14 protein-coding genes are annotated in these 15835 nt (G+C 72.9%); 7 read left to right on the forward strand and 7 right to left on the reverse strand.

Annotated features, from left to right (window positions below; translation table 11 throughout):
- Window positions 1–205: 205 nt before the first annotated feature.
- Together rsgA and OHA55_RS27115 are read left to right on the forward strand one after the other, a co-directional pair.
- A complete protein-coding gene (rsgA, locus tag OHA55_RS27110; protein ID WP_266710274.1) occupies window positions 206–1369 on the forward strand; it encodes a ribosome small subunit-dependent GTPase A in 1164 nt (387 codons plus the stop codon).
- 97 nt (window positions 1370–1466) lie between these two features.
- Window positions 1467–1775, forward strand: coding sequence for a hypothetical protein (locus OHA55_RS27115; RefSeq protein WP_266710275.1), 309 nt, complete (start codon window positions 1467–1469; stop codon window positions 1773–1775).
- A 35-nt stretch (window positions 1776–1810) separates the two neighbouring features.
- On the opposite strand, the gene OHA55_RS27120 is transcribed toward OHA55_RS27115, so the two are convergent.
- Together OHA55_RS27120 and OHA55_RS27125 are read right to left on the reverse strand one after the other, a co-directional pair.
- Complete coding sequence (locus OHA55_RS27120) at window positions 1811–2293, reverse strand: DUF456 domain-containing protein (protein ID WP_266710276.1); 483 nt, start codon at window positions 2291–2293, stop codon at window positions 1811–1813.
- Window positions 2294–2468: 175 nt separating this feature from the next.
- Window positions 2469–3461 (reverse strand): helix-turn-helix domain-containing protein, encoded by a 993-nt coding sequence (locus OHA55_RS27125; RefSeq protein ID WP_266710277.1) that lies wholly within the window; start codon window positions 3459–3461, stop codon window positions 2469–2471.
- A gap of 316 nt (window positions 3462–3777) precedes the next feature.
- On the opposite strand from OHA55_RS27125, the gene OHA55_RS27130 reads away from it, so the two are divergent.
- Together OHA55_RS27130 and OHA55_RS27135 are read left to right on the forward strand one after the other, a co-directional pair.
- Window positions 3778–5610, forward strand: coding sequence for a protein phosphatase 2C domain-containing protein (locus OHA55_RS27130; RefSeq protein ID WP_266710278.1), 1833 nt, complete (start codon window positions 3778–3780; stop codon window positions 5608–5610).
- 129 nt (window positions 5611–5739) lie between these two features.
- On the forward strand, window positions 5740–7482 hold the full coding sequence (locus OHA55_RS27135) for a pyruvate dehydrogenase (RefSeq protein ID WP_266710279.1): 1743 nt from the start codon (window positions 5740–5742) through the stop codon (window positions 7480–7482).
- Between the two features lie 81 nt (window positions 7483–7563).
- On the opposite strand, the gene OHA55_RS27140 is transcribed toward OHA55_RS27135, so the two are convergent.
- Window positions 7564–8025, reverse strand: a complete 462-nt coding sequence (locus tag OHA55_RS27140) for a ribonuclease domain-containing protein (protein ID WP_266710280.1) — start codon at window positions 8023–8025, stop codon at window positions 7564–7566.
- Window positions 8026–8305: 280 nt separating this feature from the next.
- Here OHA55_RS27140 and OHA55_RS27145 point away from each other — a divergent pair, with 280 nt between their 5' ends.
- Window positions 8306–8671, forward strand: a complete 366-nt coding sequence (locus OHA55_RS27145) for an ATP-binding protein (protein WP_323180492.1) — start codon at window positions 8306–8308, stop codon at window positions 8669–8671.
- A gap of 126 nt (window positions 8672–8797) precedes the next feature.
- Here the strand turns inward: OHA55_RS27145 and OHA55_RS27150 are convergent, their stop codons facing one another.
- Complete coding sequence (locus tag OHA55_RS27150; RefSeq protein WP_266710282.1) at window positions 8798–9895, reverse strand: DUF2637 domain-containing protein; 1098 nt, start codon at window positions 9893–9895, stop codon at window positions 8798–8800.
- Between the two features lie 193 nt (window positions 9896–10088).
- Window positions 10089–10943, reverse strand: coding sequence for a (2Fe-2S)-binding protein (locus OHA55_RS27155; protein WP_266710283.1), 855 nt, complete (start codon window positions 10941–10943; stop codon window positions 10089–10091).
- 287 nt (window positions 10944–11230) lie between these two features.
- Between OHA55_RS27155 and OHA55_RS27160 the strand changes: the two genes are divergently transcribed.
- Window positions 11231–11920, forward strand: a complete 690-nt coding sequence (locus OHA55_RS27160; RefSeq protein WP_266711188.1) for a GntR family transcriptional regulator — start codon at window positions 11231–11233, stop codon at window positions 11918–11920.
- A gap of 34 nt (window positions 11921–11954) precedes the next feature.
- Here OHA55_RS27160 and OHA55_RS27165 read toward each other — a convergent pair whose 3' ends face one another.
- Both OHA55_RS27165 and OHA55_RS27170 read right to left on the reverse strand, forming a co-directional pair.
- On the reverse strand, window positions 11955–12740 hold the full coding sequence (locus tag OHA55_RS27165; RefSeq protein ID WP_266710284.1) for a hypothetical protein: 786 nt from the start codon (window positions 12738–12740) through the stop codon (window positions 11955–11957).
- 174 nt (window positions 12741–12914) lie between these two features.
- Window positions 12915–14687, reverse strand: a complete 1773-nt coding sequence (locus tag OHA55_RS27170) for a PucR family transcriptional regulator (RefSeq protein ID WP_266710285.1) — start codon at window positions 14685–14687, stop codon at window positions 12915–12917.
- Between the two features lie 260 nt (window positions 14688–14947).
- Between OHA55_RS27170 and OHA55_RS27175 the strand changes: the two genes are divergently transcribed.
- Window positions 14948–15835: a xanthine dehydrogenase family protein subunit M gene (locus tag OHA55_RS27175; protein WP_266710286.1), complete on the forward strand. Its 888-nt coding sequence runs from the start codon at window positions 14948–14950 to the stop codon at window positions 15833–15835.

Here is a 15835-nt window from a genome sequence, read left to right on the forward strand (position 1 = left end):
GTTCCTGTGCGGCACGGCACGGGACGCCGGGTCGGCGGACGGCCACCGGCGAGGGACCAGGAGGTGAGGACATTGATGACTGTCACTGCGACGGGCGCTGCCCGTAATCGGACGAGCTCTGTTCTCCCCCCTGTGGCCACCGGCTGACCTACACCTCTCTCCGCGCGACGCGCGCTGCCGGGGCCACCCTGTGAAGGGTTTCCCCTTGTCTTTCTCGTCTTTCGCCGCTCTCTCCAACCTTCAGGCCTCGTCGCATCCCCTCACGCCCTACGGCTGGGACGACGACTGGGCCGCCGCCTTCGCTCCGTACGCCGCGCAGGGACTCCTGCCCGGTCGCGTGGTGCGGGTGGACCGGGGCCAGTGCGACGTCATCACTCCCTCCGGCACCCTGCGGGCGGACACCGCCTTCGTCGTGCCCCGCGACCCGATGCGGATCGTCTGCACCGGTGACTGGGTCGCCGTCGATCCCGACGGCGACCCGCGGTTCGTCCGTACGCTGCTGCCGCGGCGCACGGCCTTCGTACGGTCGACCTCCTCGCAGCGTTCCGAGGGGCAGGTGCTCGCGACCAACATCGACCACATCGTCATCTGCGTCTCCCTCGCGGTCGATCTCGACCTCGGGCGGCTCGAACGCTTCCTCGCGCTCGCCCACTCCAGCTCCGGCGGCGACGCCCTGCTGGGCGGCGCGGCGGACGCAGGCGGGCAGCCCGAGATCGTGGTCGTCCTGACCAAGTCGGACCTGGTGCCGGACGGGGCGACGCTCGCGCACCTCACCGAGGACGTCGCTGCCGTCGCCCCCGGGGCACAGGTCCTCACCGTCAGCTCGCACACCGGCGAGGGCGTCGACGTGTTCACCGCCCTCGTCTCCAGCGGTACGAGCGTGCTCATCGGCATCTCCGGCGCGGGCAAGTCGACCCTCGCCAACACCCTGCTCGGCGAGGACGTGATGGAGGTGATGGCCACCCGTGACGTCGACGGGAAGGGCCGCCACACCACCACGACCCGGAACCTGCTGGTCCTGCCGAACGGCGGCGTGCTCATCGACACCCCCGGGCTGCGCGGGGTCGGGCTCTGGGACGCGGAGGCGGGCGTCGGTCAGGTCTTCTCGGAGATCGAGGAACTGGCCGAGAACTGCCGCTTCCACGACTGCGCCCACGTCTCCGAGCCCGGCTGCGCGGTGGCCGCCGCCATCGAGGACGGGTCTCTCTCCGTCCGGCGGCTCGACAGCTACCGCAAGCTCCTGCGTGAGAACCAGCGGATCGTGGCCAAGACCGACGCCCGTGTCCGTACCGAGATCCTGCGCGAGTGGAAGCGCAGGGGAGCGGAGGGACGGTCCGCCATGGAGGCCAAGCGGGGACGGATCCGGTAAGGATCACGGGGATCATCCCTCGCGTCCGCCGGGCCGGGGCCCCGGCCCGGCGGACGCGATGAACCCGAGGCAGCCCCGACAGCCTTTAATGAGTGGCATGACCTATTTCATGTACGACATCACGGGCACGCCGGTCGAAGAGCCCGACGCCGACGCCGTACGGGAGGCCGTGGCCTCCCTCGGCGAGACGGACCGCGAGAACCCGGACATCTCGCTCACCCACGAGTCCGGCTGGTCGCTGACCGCCTACGCGGGAGGGCTGCTGCTCTGGGAGAACGTGGAAGACGACTCGCTCGTCCCCGGCGTGATCGAGAAGGCCACCACCGAGGACGTGCTCCGGCTGTTCGGCAGGCTCGCTGCCGGGGACACCGACACGGTGGAGGCGGAGGGCTGGCGCCGCGAGTGAACCGGCGCGCGGGCGCGGGCGGTCCGGGGGCGGGTTCAGCCCAGGACCACCGCGCCCAGCCACGCCCCCGCCACCAGCAGGCACGCGTACAGCTCCACCAGCACCGCGTACCCGGTCGCCCGCATCACCGACCTGACCGAGGTCCACCCGGCGCTCCGGGACCCCAGCCGCAGCCGTTCGACGCCGTAGACGCCTCCGACGTAGCCGAGGGCCCCACCTACCACCGGCAGCACGAAGAACCCCCCGATCGCGGCCAGACCGCCGACGAGCAAGGTCCTGCGCGGCGCCCCCGACTCCTTCGGCCGGCGAGGCGGCAGAAGCGGCTTCAGCGCCTGGTTCAGCAGCAGGACCGCCGTCGACCCGATCAGCACCCCCCAGGCGAGCGGCGACACGTCGGTCAGCGCCCACCACAGCACGGCCGCCCAGACGATCGCCTGGCCCGGTACGCCGGGGACCAGGACCCCGACCAGCCCGAGCAGCACCACCAGACCCACGGCGACGAGCTGCCACACACTCATTCGCCCAGCCTGCCGGAGCCCCCGCTTTCCCGCGCGTCAGCGCAGGTCGGACGGGGCGTGTCCGATCCGCGCGGCAGCTCTCGGAGCGGGGGCGGAGCCGGTACCGGTACGGGAGCCGGGGACCAGGACCGGGGACCCGGGGCGGGGGATCGGGAGCGGGTACCGGGGCGGGGGATCAGGACCGGGGGTGGATACGGGCCACCCAGCCGCGCTCGTACGCGTGCCAGCCGAGCTGGAGCCGGGTCGACACCCCCGTGAGCTCCATCAGCCCCTTCACCCGGCGCTGCACCGTCCGCAGCCCCAGCTCCAACTGCTTGGCGACGCTCGCGTCCGTCAGCCCTGCGAGCAGCAGGGACAGGATCTCCAGATCGGTGGAGTCGGGACCGCTCTCGCCCTCTTTCAGGGCCCCCCGCTCGCCCAGCCGGAGCGGCACCGCCTCGCGCCAGACGGCCTCGAACAGACCCATCAACGACTCCAGCAGCCCGCTCGCGTGGACGACCAGGGCCGAGGGCTCGGCATTCCGGCCGGTCAACGGCACCATTGCCAGGGCCCGGTCCGCGATCACCAGCTTGGTCGGCACCCGCTCCACCACCCGGCAATGCTCGTCCCGGCTCAGCGCGGTCGCGATCTCCGTGATGCCCTGCGGGAGCGACAGCATCTCGCGCTCGACGATCACGCGGAACGCCACCCCGCGCGAGGCGGCCCGTTCCTCGGACTCGTTGTCCACGCCGCTCACCGCGATCGGTTTCCCGGTCACCAGCGCGCAGACCTCGAAGACCGCGCCGAGCTGCAACTGGTGGAAGCGCTGGGAGACCGCGCTCGCTCCGGTCACCACCTCCACCAGGTCGTGCACGGTCGGTTCGCTCGCCTCGGCCCGGTACTCGGCCGCCAGCAGCGCGGACGCCAGCTCCGCCTGGTCCAGCTCGTGCCGCTGCTGGATCAGCAGGGCGCCCAGCGCGACGCCCGGCGGCGCCGCCACCCACCGGTCGGACCGGGCGGACGACTGCGCCGCGAGCCCCTGCTGCTCCAGACGGCGCAGGGTCCGCTCGGTCTCCGCCTCCGGAAGGCCCAAACGGTGCGCAAGATGAGGGAGTTCGGCCGCTCCCAGGGCAACCAGCGCACGGTAGGCGGCTTCCTGTCGTTCGTCGAGACCTATGGCACTCAGCATTCTTCTCGGACCCTCCCCGGGCGTTGCGAATCACCCATCACCTGCACCGGCCGACCCGCCGTGGCGGGAAACGGCCACGGCGCAAACCCGCCGCGCCCATCATCCCCGTACAGGTGGCCCCCCTGCCAAGGTGGCATCACCCGAGGGCTGTTACGCGTCACGGGCCGACACGCGCCGGACCGTCGCCCGGGTCGCCGGGGCCGGTCCGCCGGGCGCCCTTCCCGTGGGGGGTGGGGCAGCCCGGCGGACCCAGGCCGGGGCACGTTTTTTCGCGGCGACCCGGTTTGGTCCGCCGTTCGCGGTGGACAATGAGGGCATGAGTCAGCAGGGGGAGAACTCCACCGCCCACGAGGACGAGTGGTGGCGCAAGCTCTACGACGGCGCCGCGCCGGACACCGGACCCGCCTCCGTGCGGGACAGCCTGGACGACCGCTTCGACTCCGCGGCGGACGCGGTGGGTTCGCCGACGCCACCGGGCCCGTCGGACGCCCCGTCGGACGCCCCGTCGGACGCCCCGTCGGACGTGGGGGCGTACGGTGACGACCCGGCCGGCCCGTACGCCGACCCCGACCGGTACGCCGATGCGGAGCCCGGTCCGTACGACCAGTACGCCGATGCGGACCCCGGTCCGTACGACCCCGCCGACCCGTACGACCCGGCCGACCCGTACGCCGACGACGGCCTCGACGCGGAGGCGGACCCGCGGACCGGCCTCAGGACCGTCGCGCTCCCGGTCGGGGCCGACGACGAGGAGGCCCTCCTCGCGGACCAGGACCACCAGGCGTCCGTGATCACGGACGCCTGGTCGGCCGCGGTGTCGCCCGCGCCGCAACGCCCGTCGGCCCCCCGCACCGAGCCGCCGGGCTCTGCTGACGGTCCGATTCCCACAGGTCCGAGCCCCGTCCCGCCGCGCCCCGCCGTGCCGCCGAGCCCCGCTGCCGGTCCGCGCCCCGCCGCGCCGCCCGGAAGCGTCCGGTTCTCGGCCCCCTGGGAGACGCCCGCCGGGCCACCGCGACCCCGCACCTTCGCCGTGCCCGTACCTCCGCCGGAGCCGGAGCCGGAGCCGGAGCCGGCCGCGGCGGAGAGCCGGAGCGAGACGGCCGGTGGCAGGCATGCCAGGGGCCCCGCGCCGCAGGACGGGCCGCTCCCGGTCACCGGGCGCCGGCCGGCCGCGCCCGGACACCTCGGGGAGCACCCGCCGGCCTTCGAGGCCGAGCCCGCCACCCTGCCGGCCACCACCCCGCTCAACCTCGACGGACTCGTCCCCGACACCGTCCTCGACGGCGCCCGGTACGGCACCTACACGCTCCGCACCGTCTCCGTGCGCGGCGACGCGGCCCGGTTCCGCGGCGAGCCCCGGGGCGACGCGCTGCTCACCGCCCGGTTCGGCGGCGGCGAGGGCGGCCTCGTACTGATCGCCGTCGCCCGGGGTACCCGGGGCGCCGAGGGGGCGCACCTCGCGGCGGCGGACGCCTGCCGCTGGATCGGCGGCGCGGTCGGCCGCAGCCACGCCCGCCTCTCCGAGGACATCCGGGCCGGACGCCGGGGCGACCTGAAGTCCGGACTGCACCGGCTCACCGACCGCACGTACGGCAAGCTCAGGTCCCGGGCGGCCGAACTGGGGCTGGACCCGCGGGAGCACTCGGTCGGACTGCGCTGCCTGCTGCTCTCCGCCGACCCGCGGTGCCGTACCCGGGTCTTCTTCGGCGTCGGCGCCGGTGGCCTCTTCCGGCTCCGCGACGGTGTCTGGCAGGACCTCGAACCGGCTCTCCCCGAGGGCGGGGCGGCCACCGGTGAGGCGGTCGTCGGCTACGGCTCCCCACCGCGCGACATCGGCGTACCCGAGGACCGTCTCACCCTGGACCTCCAGATCGTGACGCCCCCGGGGCCGTACATCGAGGATCCGGTGCCACCGCCTTCGGAACCCTTCAGGTTCCGCGCCTCCGTGGCCCGTTCGGGCGACACGCTGCTGCTCTGTTCCCCCGGCCTCGCCGAACCGATGCGCGCCGAGCCGGCCCTCGCCGGGGAGCTCGCCGCGCGCTGGGGGCCCGAAGGCACTCCCGGCCTCGCCGAGTTCCTCGCGGACCTCCAGATCCGCGTCGAGGGGTACGCGGACGACCGGACGGCCGCCGCGGTCTGGGAGGCGTAACCGCGCGCGCCATGGGTTGATGGACTGCGGAGACCGTCCGGCTGCGATTGCCGGGGGTTCGGAAGTTTCGTGTTCCGGAGTCCGGACAGCCGAGCGTGCACGGAGCACGGGCAGAGAGGGCGCATTCCCATGGCCAAGCAGAACGTGTCGGAGCAGTTCGTCGACATTCTCGTACGGGCGGGAGTGAAGCGGCTGTACGGGGTCGTCGGCGACAGCCTGAACCCGGTCGTCGACGCCGTGCGGCGGAACTCGGGAATCGAGTGGATCCAGGTCCGGCACGAGGAGACCGCCGCGTTCGCGGCCGGTGCCGAGGCACAGATCACCGGCGACCTCGCGGCCTGCGCCGGCTCCTGCGGCCCCGGCAACCTCCACCTGATCAACGGACTGTACGACGCCCACCGGTCCATGGCGCCCGTGCTCGCCCTCGCCTCGCACATCCCCTCCGGCGAGATCGGACTCGGCTTCTTCCAGGAGACCCATCCGGAGCTGCTCTTCCAGGAGTGCAGCCACTACAACGAGATGATCTCCAACCCGCAGCAGATGCCGCGCCTTCTCCAGACGGCGATCCAGCATGCCATCGGCCGGGGCGGCGTCAGCGTCGTCTCCATGCCCGGTGACATCGCCTCCCAGCCGGCACCGGAGAAATCGATCGAGCACGCCCTGGTCACCTCGCGGCCCACCGTGCGTCCGGGCGACGAGGAGATCGAGAAGCTCTGTCGGATGGTCGACGAGGCCAAGCGGGTGACGCTCTTCTGCGGCAGCGGTACGGCGGGCGCGCACGCCGAGGTGATGGCGTTCGCCGAGAAGGTGAAGTCGCCGGTCGGCCACGCGTTGCGCGGCAAGGAATGGATCCAGTACGACAATCCGTACGACGTGGGCATGAGTGGACTGCTCGGCTACGGCGCCGCTTACGAGGCGACCAACGAGTGTGACCTGCTGATCCTGCTCGGCACCGACTTCCCGTACAACGCCTTCCTGCCGACCGACGTGAAGATCGTCCAGGTCGACGTGCGGCCGGAGCGGCTGGGGCGGCGCTCCAAGCTCGATCTCGCGATCTGGGGGGACGCGCGTGAGACGTTGCGCTGTCTCACGCCGAGGGTGAAGCCGAAGAGTGACCGCAAGTTCCTCGACCGGATGCTGAAGAAGCACGCGGACGCGCTGGAAGGCGTGGTCAAGGCGTACACCCGCAAGGTCGAGAAGCACGTACCGATCCACCCGGAGTACGTGGCCTCGGTCCTTGACGACATCGCGGACGAGGACGCGGTGTTCACCGTCGACACCGGGATGTGCAACGTCTGGGCCGCCCGCTATCTGACGCCCAACGGCAAGCGGAGGGTCATCGGTTCGTTCAGCCACGGCTCGATGGCCAACGCCCTGCCCCAGGCGATCGGCGCCCAGTTCACCGATCGCAACCGCCAGGTCGTCTCGATGTCCGGCGACGGCGGATTCTCCATGCTGATGGGCGACTTCCTCACCCTCGTCCAGTACAACCTGCCGGTCAAGGTCGTCCTGTTCAACAACTCCGCGCTCGGCATGGTGGAGTTGGAGATGCTGGTATCCGGGCTGCCCTCGTTCGGTACGACCAACAAGAACCCGGACTTCGCCGCGGTGGCCCGCGCGGCCGGCGCCTACGGCGTCCGGGTGGAGAAACCGAAGCAGTTGGAGAGCGCCCTGCGGGACGCCTTCAAGCACAAGGGCCCGGCACTCGTGGACGTCGTCACCGACCCCAACGCCCTGTCCATTCCGCCGAAGATCAGCGCCGACATGGTCACCGGCTTCGCGCTCTCCGCCGGCAAGATCGTGCTGGACGGAGGGGTGGGCCGGATGCTCCAGATGGCCCGCTCCAACCTGCGCAACGTGCCCCGGCCCTGAGGACGGCGAACCCGGGGGTCCGCGTCGCCGGTGGGGGGCGGCGGCGCGGACCGGAACCGGGTGTCGTGGTGACGGTGACGGTCAGCAGCCGTGGTCGACCAGGTCGAAGGTCACGTAGTGGTCGGCGGTGTAGTAGTCCTCCACTGCCGATCCGGTGACGATCCGTCGTGCGCCCCTGGTGGAGGAGCCCGGCGTGACGACCGTGTACTCGTGGTAGTAGCCGGAGGCATGACTGGGCAGGACGCCCTCGCGGTTCTGGAACACCACGCCGTCCTGCGAGTAGGGGAACGGGCCCCCTGCGTCGATCAGGTCGAGCGTGTCGTGGGCCTGGGACGGGAGGTCGGAATAGCAGATGCTGCCGACCGAAGCCGCGGAGAACAGGGTGTGGAGGGAGGAGGCGGTGTACGCCGGGGAGGAGGCGTACACCGCGGCGGGTGTGGGGGAGCGGTCCGCGGCGGCGGCCGACGCCGGGGCGCCGACGACGAGCGCGGACAGGAGGGCGGCGGTGCCGCCGAGGGTGATGACCCGTGGGGGGATTCTCATGGGCCCTATGATGACGCGCGTAGATCCCTCTGCGTCAACGGCAACTCAGCGAAGTTTTCTGGAAGTTAACCAATGGCGCCGCCCGTCGGCACCGCCGTGCGCGACAACGCGTGATCGCACGGTGACGGGGCATGCATTCCGTGAGGACGTTCGAGGGATCGAGGCAGAAGGAGGCTGAATCGGCGTGCGGGCGGGGGACATGATGGAACGTCACGACAAGGCCGGGCACCGCGGACGCGGTGGGCGGTCCCCCGGAGGGGGAGAGGGGCAGGGCGATTCCCTGTACCGCCGTCTCGGGCACACGGACAGCTCCGAGGTCGGGAAGGTCCGGCGTGATCTCCGGGACTTCCTCCGTCCCCGGATCGGCACCGAGTCCGTGGAGACCGCGGAACTGCTGTTGAGCGAACTGCTGACCAACGCACTGATCCACACCCGCAACGGCGCGGCCGTCACGGCCACGGTCGAGGGGGCGAGAGTCAGGGTGGAGGTGCGTGACTTCGCGTCCGGAATGCCCCAGTCGTACGTACCGAACGCCGACGACGGTACGCACGGCAGGGGCTTGATTCTGGTGCGGAGCCTCGCGGACACCTGGGGGGTGGAAGCGCAGTCGCTGGGCAAGATCGTCTGGTTCGAGGTGGCCGGTTGAAGGCCGTCCCGCGACGCGCGGTGGGCCGGGCCGGACGGAACCGGCCCGGCCGACCGCGCAGGGGTTCGGCTCAGGGACGTTCAGCTTCCGGCCCGGCCCACCTGTGCAGGGGAGTTACCCGATCGCTCAGCCGAACTGCTGCTCAAGATCCTTGAGTTTGCGCTCCAGTGAGTCGAGTCGCGGCAGTGCCTGGGTGTCGTCCTCGGCGGTGAGATCGACGGTCAGCGGCTCGCCCGCGGATCCCGGCGCGCCGCCTTTCGGGGTGGCCTCACCCGTAGTCCGCTGCGAACCGGCGACGGCCTGCAGGGGCGGCCTCGGCCGCAGCGGCAGCTGTCCCGGTTCGGTCGTGGCGGGTTCCACGGCGGGCCGGTCCGAGGCCGGCGAAGGAGGCAGGGCGGGCGCGTCCACCTGGCGGCCGCCCCGGCCCCTGCTCCAGGCCCGGTTCTGCCGGTTGAGCGCCTTGATGCGCGCCCGGTCGAGCTTGACCTGGTCCCGCCTGCGGATGCGGTCCTGTTCCTGCTCGCGACGGTCCTCGCGCACCTCGTCGACCGCCTCGTCCAGGGTGCGCACCCCTTCGAGGAGCATCAACGACCAGGCGTCGAAGGTCTCCCGGGGCGCGCGCAGCCAGCGGACGATCCGGATCTGCGGCAACGGCCGCGGAACCAGGCCCTGTTCGCGCAGTGCGGCCCTGCGGGTCTGCTTCAGCGCCCGGTCGAAGAGCACCGCCGCCGAGAGCGACATCCCCGCGAAGAACTGCGGGGCACCCGCGTGGCCGAAACCGCGCGGTGCGTGGACCCAGTTGAACCAGGCCGCCGCACCGGCGAACGTCCACACCAGCAGCCGGGACCCGAGCGCCGCGTCTCCGTGGCTCGCCTCCCGTACGGCCAGTACGGAACAGAACATGGCCGCACCGTCGAGGCCGAAGGGGACGAGGTACTCCCAGCCTCCGCCGAGGCCGAGGTTCTGCTGGCCGAAGCCGACGAGTCCGTGGAAGGAGAGCGCGGCGGCGACCGCCGCGCAGCAGAACAGCAGGATGTAGGAGGCGGTGGCGTAGAGCGCCTCCTTGCGCCGGCGGCGGTCCTCGCTGCGCTCCCAGGTGTCGTCGGCCGAGGCTTTGCCGGCGGCACGCTTGCCGCGTGCGACCACCGTCACCGCCGCCATGACTCCCACGAGCAGCACGGCGCCCGGAAGCAGCCAGTCGAGCGACATGTCGGTCAGTCTCATGCGCGGTTCCTCGGATCACGTAGGTCGTTTCGGACGCCATCGTGACGGAACTTCCGCCCGCCTCAAGCGGATTCGGGGCAAGAGCACGCCTTCGGGGGGACTTGGGCGTACAGGTGACCGCATTTCTGTCGAACTGCCGCACGAGGTCGAAGAGTTGTATTCGAGAGGGAGTCCCTCGTGCGGGTGGTGTCGATCAGGGGGCCGTGGCGAGCCTCTTCACCCGGTCGCTGTCGCAGGTGCGCGGGCAGGTCACGCAGGTGTCCTCGGGGCGCAGCGTGTAGAAGAGGCAGCAGCTGGCGCGGTCGCGGGTGGGCAGCGACTCGCCGTTGGGGCCGGTCAGCTCGCGGAAGCCGGCCGCTCCGACGTACGGCTTGGTGGCGCCGGGGAGCAGGCGCTCCAGTTCGGTCATCGCCCGGGTCTCCTCGCCCAGCAGGTGGGCGATGTACCAGAGGCCCTCGACGATCTCGTCCGTGGCCATGCCCCACAGCGCCCGCATCCCGCGCCGCATGCGGGGTCCGAAGCCCTCCAGGACCGGGCCCATGTGCGCGGCCACGGAGGCCAGTACCTCGGCCCGGAGCGCCGCCTCGTCCGGCACCACGTGCGCGTCGGGGTGCGAGGCGGCCGGGTCGTCGGGAAGGCAGGAGAAGCCGCGTACGCGGACCGCGAAGTGGCCCAGTGCCCGCTGGAACGCCACGTCCTCGACCTGGACCCGCGGCACCCGCCGGTGCAGGAACCAGGGCAGGGTCACCAGCAGGCAGGCGGGCCAGGCGTACCGGTGGAGCCCGAAGCCGGCCACCACGTCCGGGCGGGCCCGCTGCTGGTAGTCGCGCTGGATCTGCGCCTCGTCCCACTCCAGGAAGGTGTCGACCGCGGCGCCGCCCGAGGCGAGCTCGTCCGCGCGCACCCAGCCGGAGCCCGAGGGCAGGGGAGCCGCCGTGTCGAGCACGTCGGTGCGCATGCCGGGGAAGACCTCGGCGAGGCGCGCGTAGGCGGACGTCACCGGGGAGGCCGGAGCGGTGGTGCCGACGGGCACCGTGGGAACGGTCATGCGGGACCACCGAATCACGAGCATTGACAGGCAAGGCTTACCTTACCCGAAGTGATCGACGTATGAACCTGGGGGTCCTTGCGCCTATCGTGCACGGGTGGCCCCGTCCGAGCGGGACGACGCGAGCGGGAACGGGACGGGCACGAGGAGGACCGGTGGAGCAGGGCAGAACGCGGCGGGACGCCCCCGCGCACGTCGCGTACCCGGCTGAGCGGCCCGGGGCTGAGCGGCCCGGGGCCTCCGGGGCGTTCGAGGTGTTCGCGACCGGTACGGCCCCCCGGGTGCCCGTGCAGGCCGGACGCGGTCCGGCGCGGGTCGAACACGTCCACGGCGAGGCCGCCGTACCGCCGCCCGTCCACCGTTACTCCGTACGGGGGCAGGTCCTGGGCGCCCTGCGGGACGCCCTGGCCGCCGGGGAGCTCGTCCCGGGGCGGGTGTACTCGGCCCCCGCGCTCGGCGCGAGCTTCGGAGTGTCCGCCACCCCGGTGCGCGAGGCGATGCAACGGCTGGCCGCGGAGGGGGCGGTGGAGGTCGTGCCGAACCGCGGCTTCCGCATCGTCGAGCGCGGCCCGCGCGAACTGGCCGAACTGGCCGAGGTCCGCGCGCTGATGGAGGCCCCCGTGGTGCTGCGGCTCGCCCGGACCGTGCCCGCCTGCCGCTGGGGGACGCTCCGGCCGCTGGCGGAGGCCACGGTCGCCGCGGCGGCGACCGGCGACCGCTCGGCCTACACGGAGAGCGACCGCGCCTTCCACCGGGCCCTGCTCGGGTTCGCCCGGAACGATCAGCTGGTGGCCCTCGCCGACGACCTCCACCGCCGCTGCCCGGGACCGCTGCCCGGGACCGCCCCTGGCCGTCCCGCGAACCTGCGGGCCGACGCGGCACAGCACACCGCGCTCCTGGACGCGCTGACCGACCGTGACCTGACGGCCGTACGCGCCCTGGTCGCGGAGCACTACCGGTCCCCGGCGGACGCCTGAGACGTGCGCCCGCCGGCGGACCGGGCCGGACGGCTCAGTTCGCCGCGGCGACCTCCGGTTCCGGGGGCTCGTCGAGCAGCGGGGCGAGCCAGGTGGGGACGCCGCCCAGCAGCCGGAAGAGGCGGCCCGCCTCGGCCCGCAGCCGGGTGGCCACCGGCTCCGTCTCGGTCTCCGCGAGGGAGATCAGCGCGGGGGCCGTACCGACGAGGTAGCCCAGCTCCTCCCTTATCCGCAGCGACTCGGCGAAGCCGTGGCGCGCCTCCGTCGGGTTCCCCTCGCTCAGGGCCAGGGACGCCAGGTGGCGCCAGGTGAAGGAGAGAAGTAACGCGTCCCCCCGGGCGGTGGCGCCCGCGTGCGCCCGCCGGAAGGCGGCCCGCGCGGAATCGGGCGCCCGGGCGATGTTCTGGGCGATCAGCCCGCGCCGGAAGTCCAGCAGGGGCCGGCCCGGCGCGTCGGGGGCGAGCAGGGCCGCTGCGCGGCTCAGGGCCACGGACGCTTCGTCGGCCCGGTCGCGGATGCCGAGCAGGGTCGAGGCGTACGCGAGGTAACCGCGCTCGCAGGCGGCCGCTCCCCGCTCGGCGTTGTCCCGGGCGAGTGCCTCGGCCGCCCGCAGGGCCTCCTCGGCGTCGGTCCACCCCTCGGTCGTGTAGAGACAGCGCTCGGTCAGCAGGGTGGTGCGCTGCAGGGCGGCGGCCGGGTCGGTCGCGGCGCTGGGCCCGAGCAGCGCGGCGGCGTCCGTCCAGCAGGCGCGGGAGCGCAGCCGCCACACCGCGGTCAGGAGAGGAGGTTCGTCATCGGCTGTCGTTCCGGACCCAGACATGGCGGTGTACGCCACATTGCCTCCCCGAGCGCGCCATTGAGCTGTTGAGTGTGGGCGCATCTCAGCACGGATCGGCAGCCCGGCCAAGAGGGCGGGCCAGGTTCAGGTGAAAGATTTCACAAACGGGGACAGGCCTTGCGGGGCCCGGGCATTGACCGGCAAGGCCGACAAAGGTCAGCTCATGCGCAGGGCGAGGAAGAAATCGAGCTTGTCCTCCAGCCGGGAGAGGTCGCGACCCGTCAACTGCTCGATACGCCCGACGCGGTAGCGCAGCGTGTTGACGTGCAGGTGGAGGCGGGCCGCGCAGCGCGTCCAGGAGCCGTCGCACTCCAGGAACGCCTCCAGGGTCGGGATCAGCTCGGCGCGATGGCGCCGGTCGTAGCTCCGCAGCGGGTCCAGCAGCCGAGCCGTGAAGGCCCGCCGCACGTCGTCCGGAACGAACGGCAGCAGCAGTACGTGCGAGGCCAGCTCGTCGTGGCCGGCCGCGCAGACCCGGCCCGGGCGGGCCGCCGCGACCCGGCGGGCGTGCCGGGCCTCCTCCAGCGCGCCGCGCAGCCCCTCGGCCGAGTGGACGGCCGCGCTGACGCCCAGGGTGAGCCGGCCGTCCTCCGCGAGTCCGGCCGAGAGCGGTTCGCGGACCGCGTCCAGCAGGACGCTCGCCCGCAGAGCGGGGTCCGTCCCGAGGGCCGGCCCGTCGGGCCCGTCGACACCGTCGCCGTCGGGTCCCTCGCCGGGCACCGGCCCGGCCGGAGAGACCGCGGGCAGCGGTACGAGCGCGACGGCCTCGTCCTCCGTGTACGCCACCGCTATCCGGTCCGCCGAATCCGGCCCGGTGACCGCCGGATCTACCAGGATCTCCTCCAGCAGCGCCTGGGCCACCGCGCCGCCGGCCCCGTCCGTGTGGTTCTGCGCCGCGCTGCGGGCCGGGGAACCCGCGGTGCCTTCGGCGGCCTCCCACTCCACCCGCGCCACCACGACCTGCCAGTGCGGTGCGGTACCGAGGCCGGGCAGCAGCACCGGCGCCGCGACCCGCAGCCGGGCCGCGATCTCGGCCGGGACGGCACCGGTCTGCACGAGCTCCAGCACCTCCTGGGCGAGCCTGCGCCGCACCGTGCGCGCGGCGTCGCGCCGGTCGCGCTCGACCGCGATCAGCTGGGTGACCCCCTGGAGCAGGTCCAGCCGGGCCTCGGGCCAGTCGCCCGGGTCGGCCTCCACCGCGAGGAGCCACTCGGAGAGGGCGGACCCGCGCGGGTCCTGCGGGGCGGGTGCGGCGCCCCGGCCGGTGTTCCGGATCGGGAAGAGCGCGTAGGTGGTGCCGTCCACCGAGGCCGCGTGCGGCCCCCGGCGGCCGGTCCTGGCCGCCGCCAGGTGGCGGCCCGCGAGAGCGGCCGCGACCGGGCCGGGCAGCGGCTTCCCGGCGTCCGCGATCCGGCGCCCGGTGGGGGAGAGCACCCACGCCGACAGGGACAGATCTCCGGCGAGCAGGTCGAGGACCACCTCGGGTCCGCCGCCCGCGGGGCCCGAGGTCATCAGCCTGCGGTGCCGATCCACGACGGCGGCCAGGTCCCCGGCCCGCTCGCCCGACACCTGCCGCACGACGTATTCGGTGATCGTCGCGAAGGCAACCGTCTCGTTCACCGCGAAGAGCGGCATGCGGTGGTGCCGGCACGCCTCGACCAGGTCGTCGGGTATCGGACCGAGCTCGGCCTCGCCCGCCGCCAGCGCGCTGACCCCGGCGTGGGCGAGTATCCGTACGAAGGGCTCGGAGTCGGCGGCGTCACGGCGCCAGGCCAGCCCGGTGAGCACGAGCTCGCCGCCGGAGAGGTAGCGGCTCGGGTCGCGCAGGTCCGTCGTCATGACGCCCCGGACCGGACGGTCCAGCTCGTCGTCGCCGCCGAGCAGCCGCAGCCCCAGCGCGTCCGTGTCCAGCAGTGCGCGCAGCCGCATCTCGTTGCCGCCGATCTGTATTCCGTAGTGCCAGGAGTCCTGTGAATTGCGGCGAGGTTTCCGACCCTCACCATTCGTTCGAATCTACAAGACGAGCGAGGAGGCCAGCCAACTCCTTCATTGTTTCGGTGACTGCACCGGTTGGAGCACGGCTTGTGTACTGGGAGCCACCCTGCGTCAACAACTGATGACGGGCGACCGTTGCCCGGCCCCACGCGGGTCCTTCCACCGTGCGCAGCCCACCGAGAAGAGAGCCACTCATGGACTTCCTTCGACCCGCCGCCTGGGAGGACGCGCTCGCCGCCAAGGCCGAGCACCCCGCGGCCGTACCTCTCGCGGGCGGGACGGACGTCATGGTCGAGATCAACTTCGACCACCGCCGCCCCGACCACCTCCTCGACCTGAGCCGGATCGGTGAACTCTCCGAGTGGGAGGTCTCGGAGCGGACCGTACGCCTCGGTGCCTCGGTGCCGTACAGCGCGATCATGGAACACCTGCGGACCGAGCTCCCCGGGCTGGCCATCGCCTCGCACACCGTCGCCTCCCCGCAGATCCGCAACCGGGGCGGGGTCGGCGGCAACCTCGGCACCGCGTCCCCGGCCGGGGACGCCCACCCGGCGCTGCTCGCCGCGGGCGCGGAGGTCGAGGCGGTGTCCGTACGCGGCACCCGGATGATCCCGATCGACGACTTCTACACCGGCGTCAAACGCAACGCCCTGGCCCCCGACGAACTCATCCGCGCCGTGCACATCGCCAGGGCCGACGGCCCGCAGCAGTTCTCCAAGGTCGGCACCCGCAACGCCATGGTCATCGCCGTCTGCGCCTTCTCGATCGCCCTGCACCCGCGGACCCGCACGGTGCGCACCGGAATCGGCTCCGCCGCACCCACCCCGGTCCGCGCCCGGGCCGCCGAGGAGTTCCTGAACGCCGCGCTCGACGAGGGCGGCTTCTGGGAGAGCGGCGACATCATCACCCCGTCCGTCGCCCGCGAGTTCGCCGTCCTCGCCTCCGGCGCCTGCAACCCGATCGACGACGTCCGCGGCACCGCCCGCTACCGCCGCCACGCCGTCGGCGTCCTGGCCCGCCGCACCCTCGGCTGGACCTGGGAGCAGTACCGCACCGAGCGCACCCCCGAAGGAGCCCGCTGA

Source organism: Streptomyces sp. NBC_00102, from assembly GCF_026343115.1.
Classification (GTDB): Bacteria; Actinomycetota; Actinomycetes; order Streptomycetales; family Streptomycetaceae; genus Streptomyces.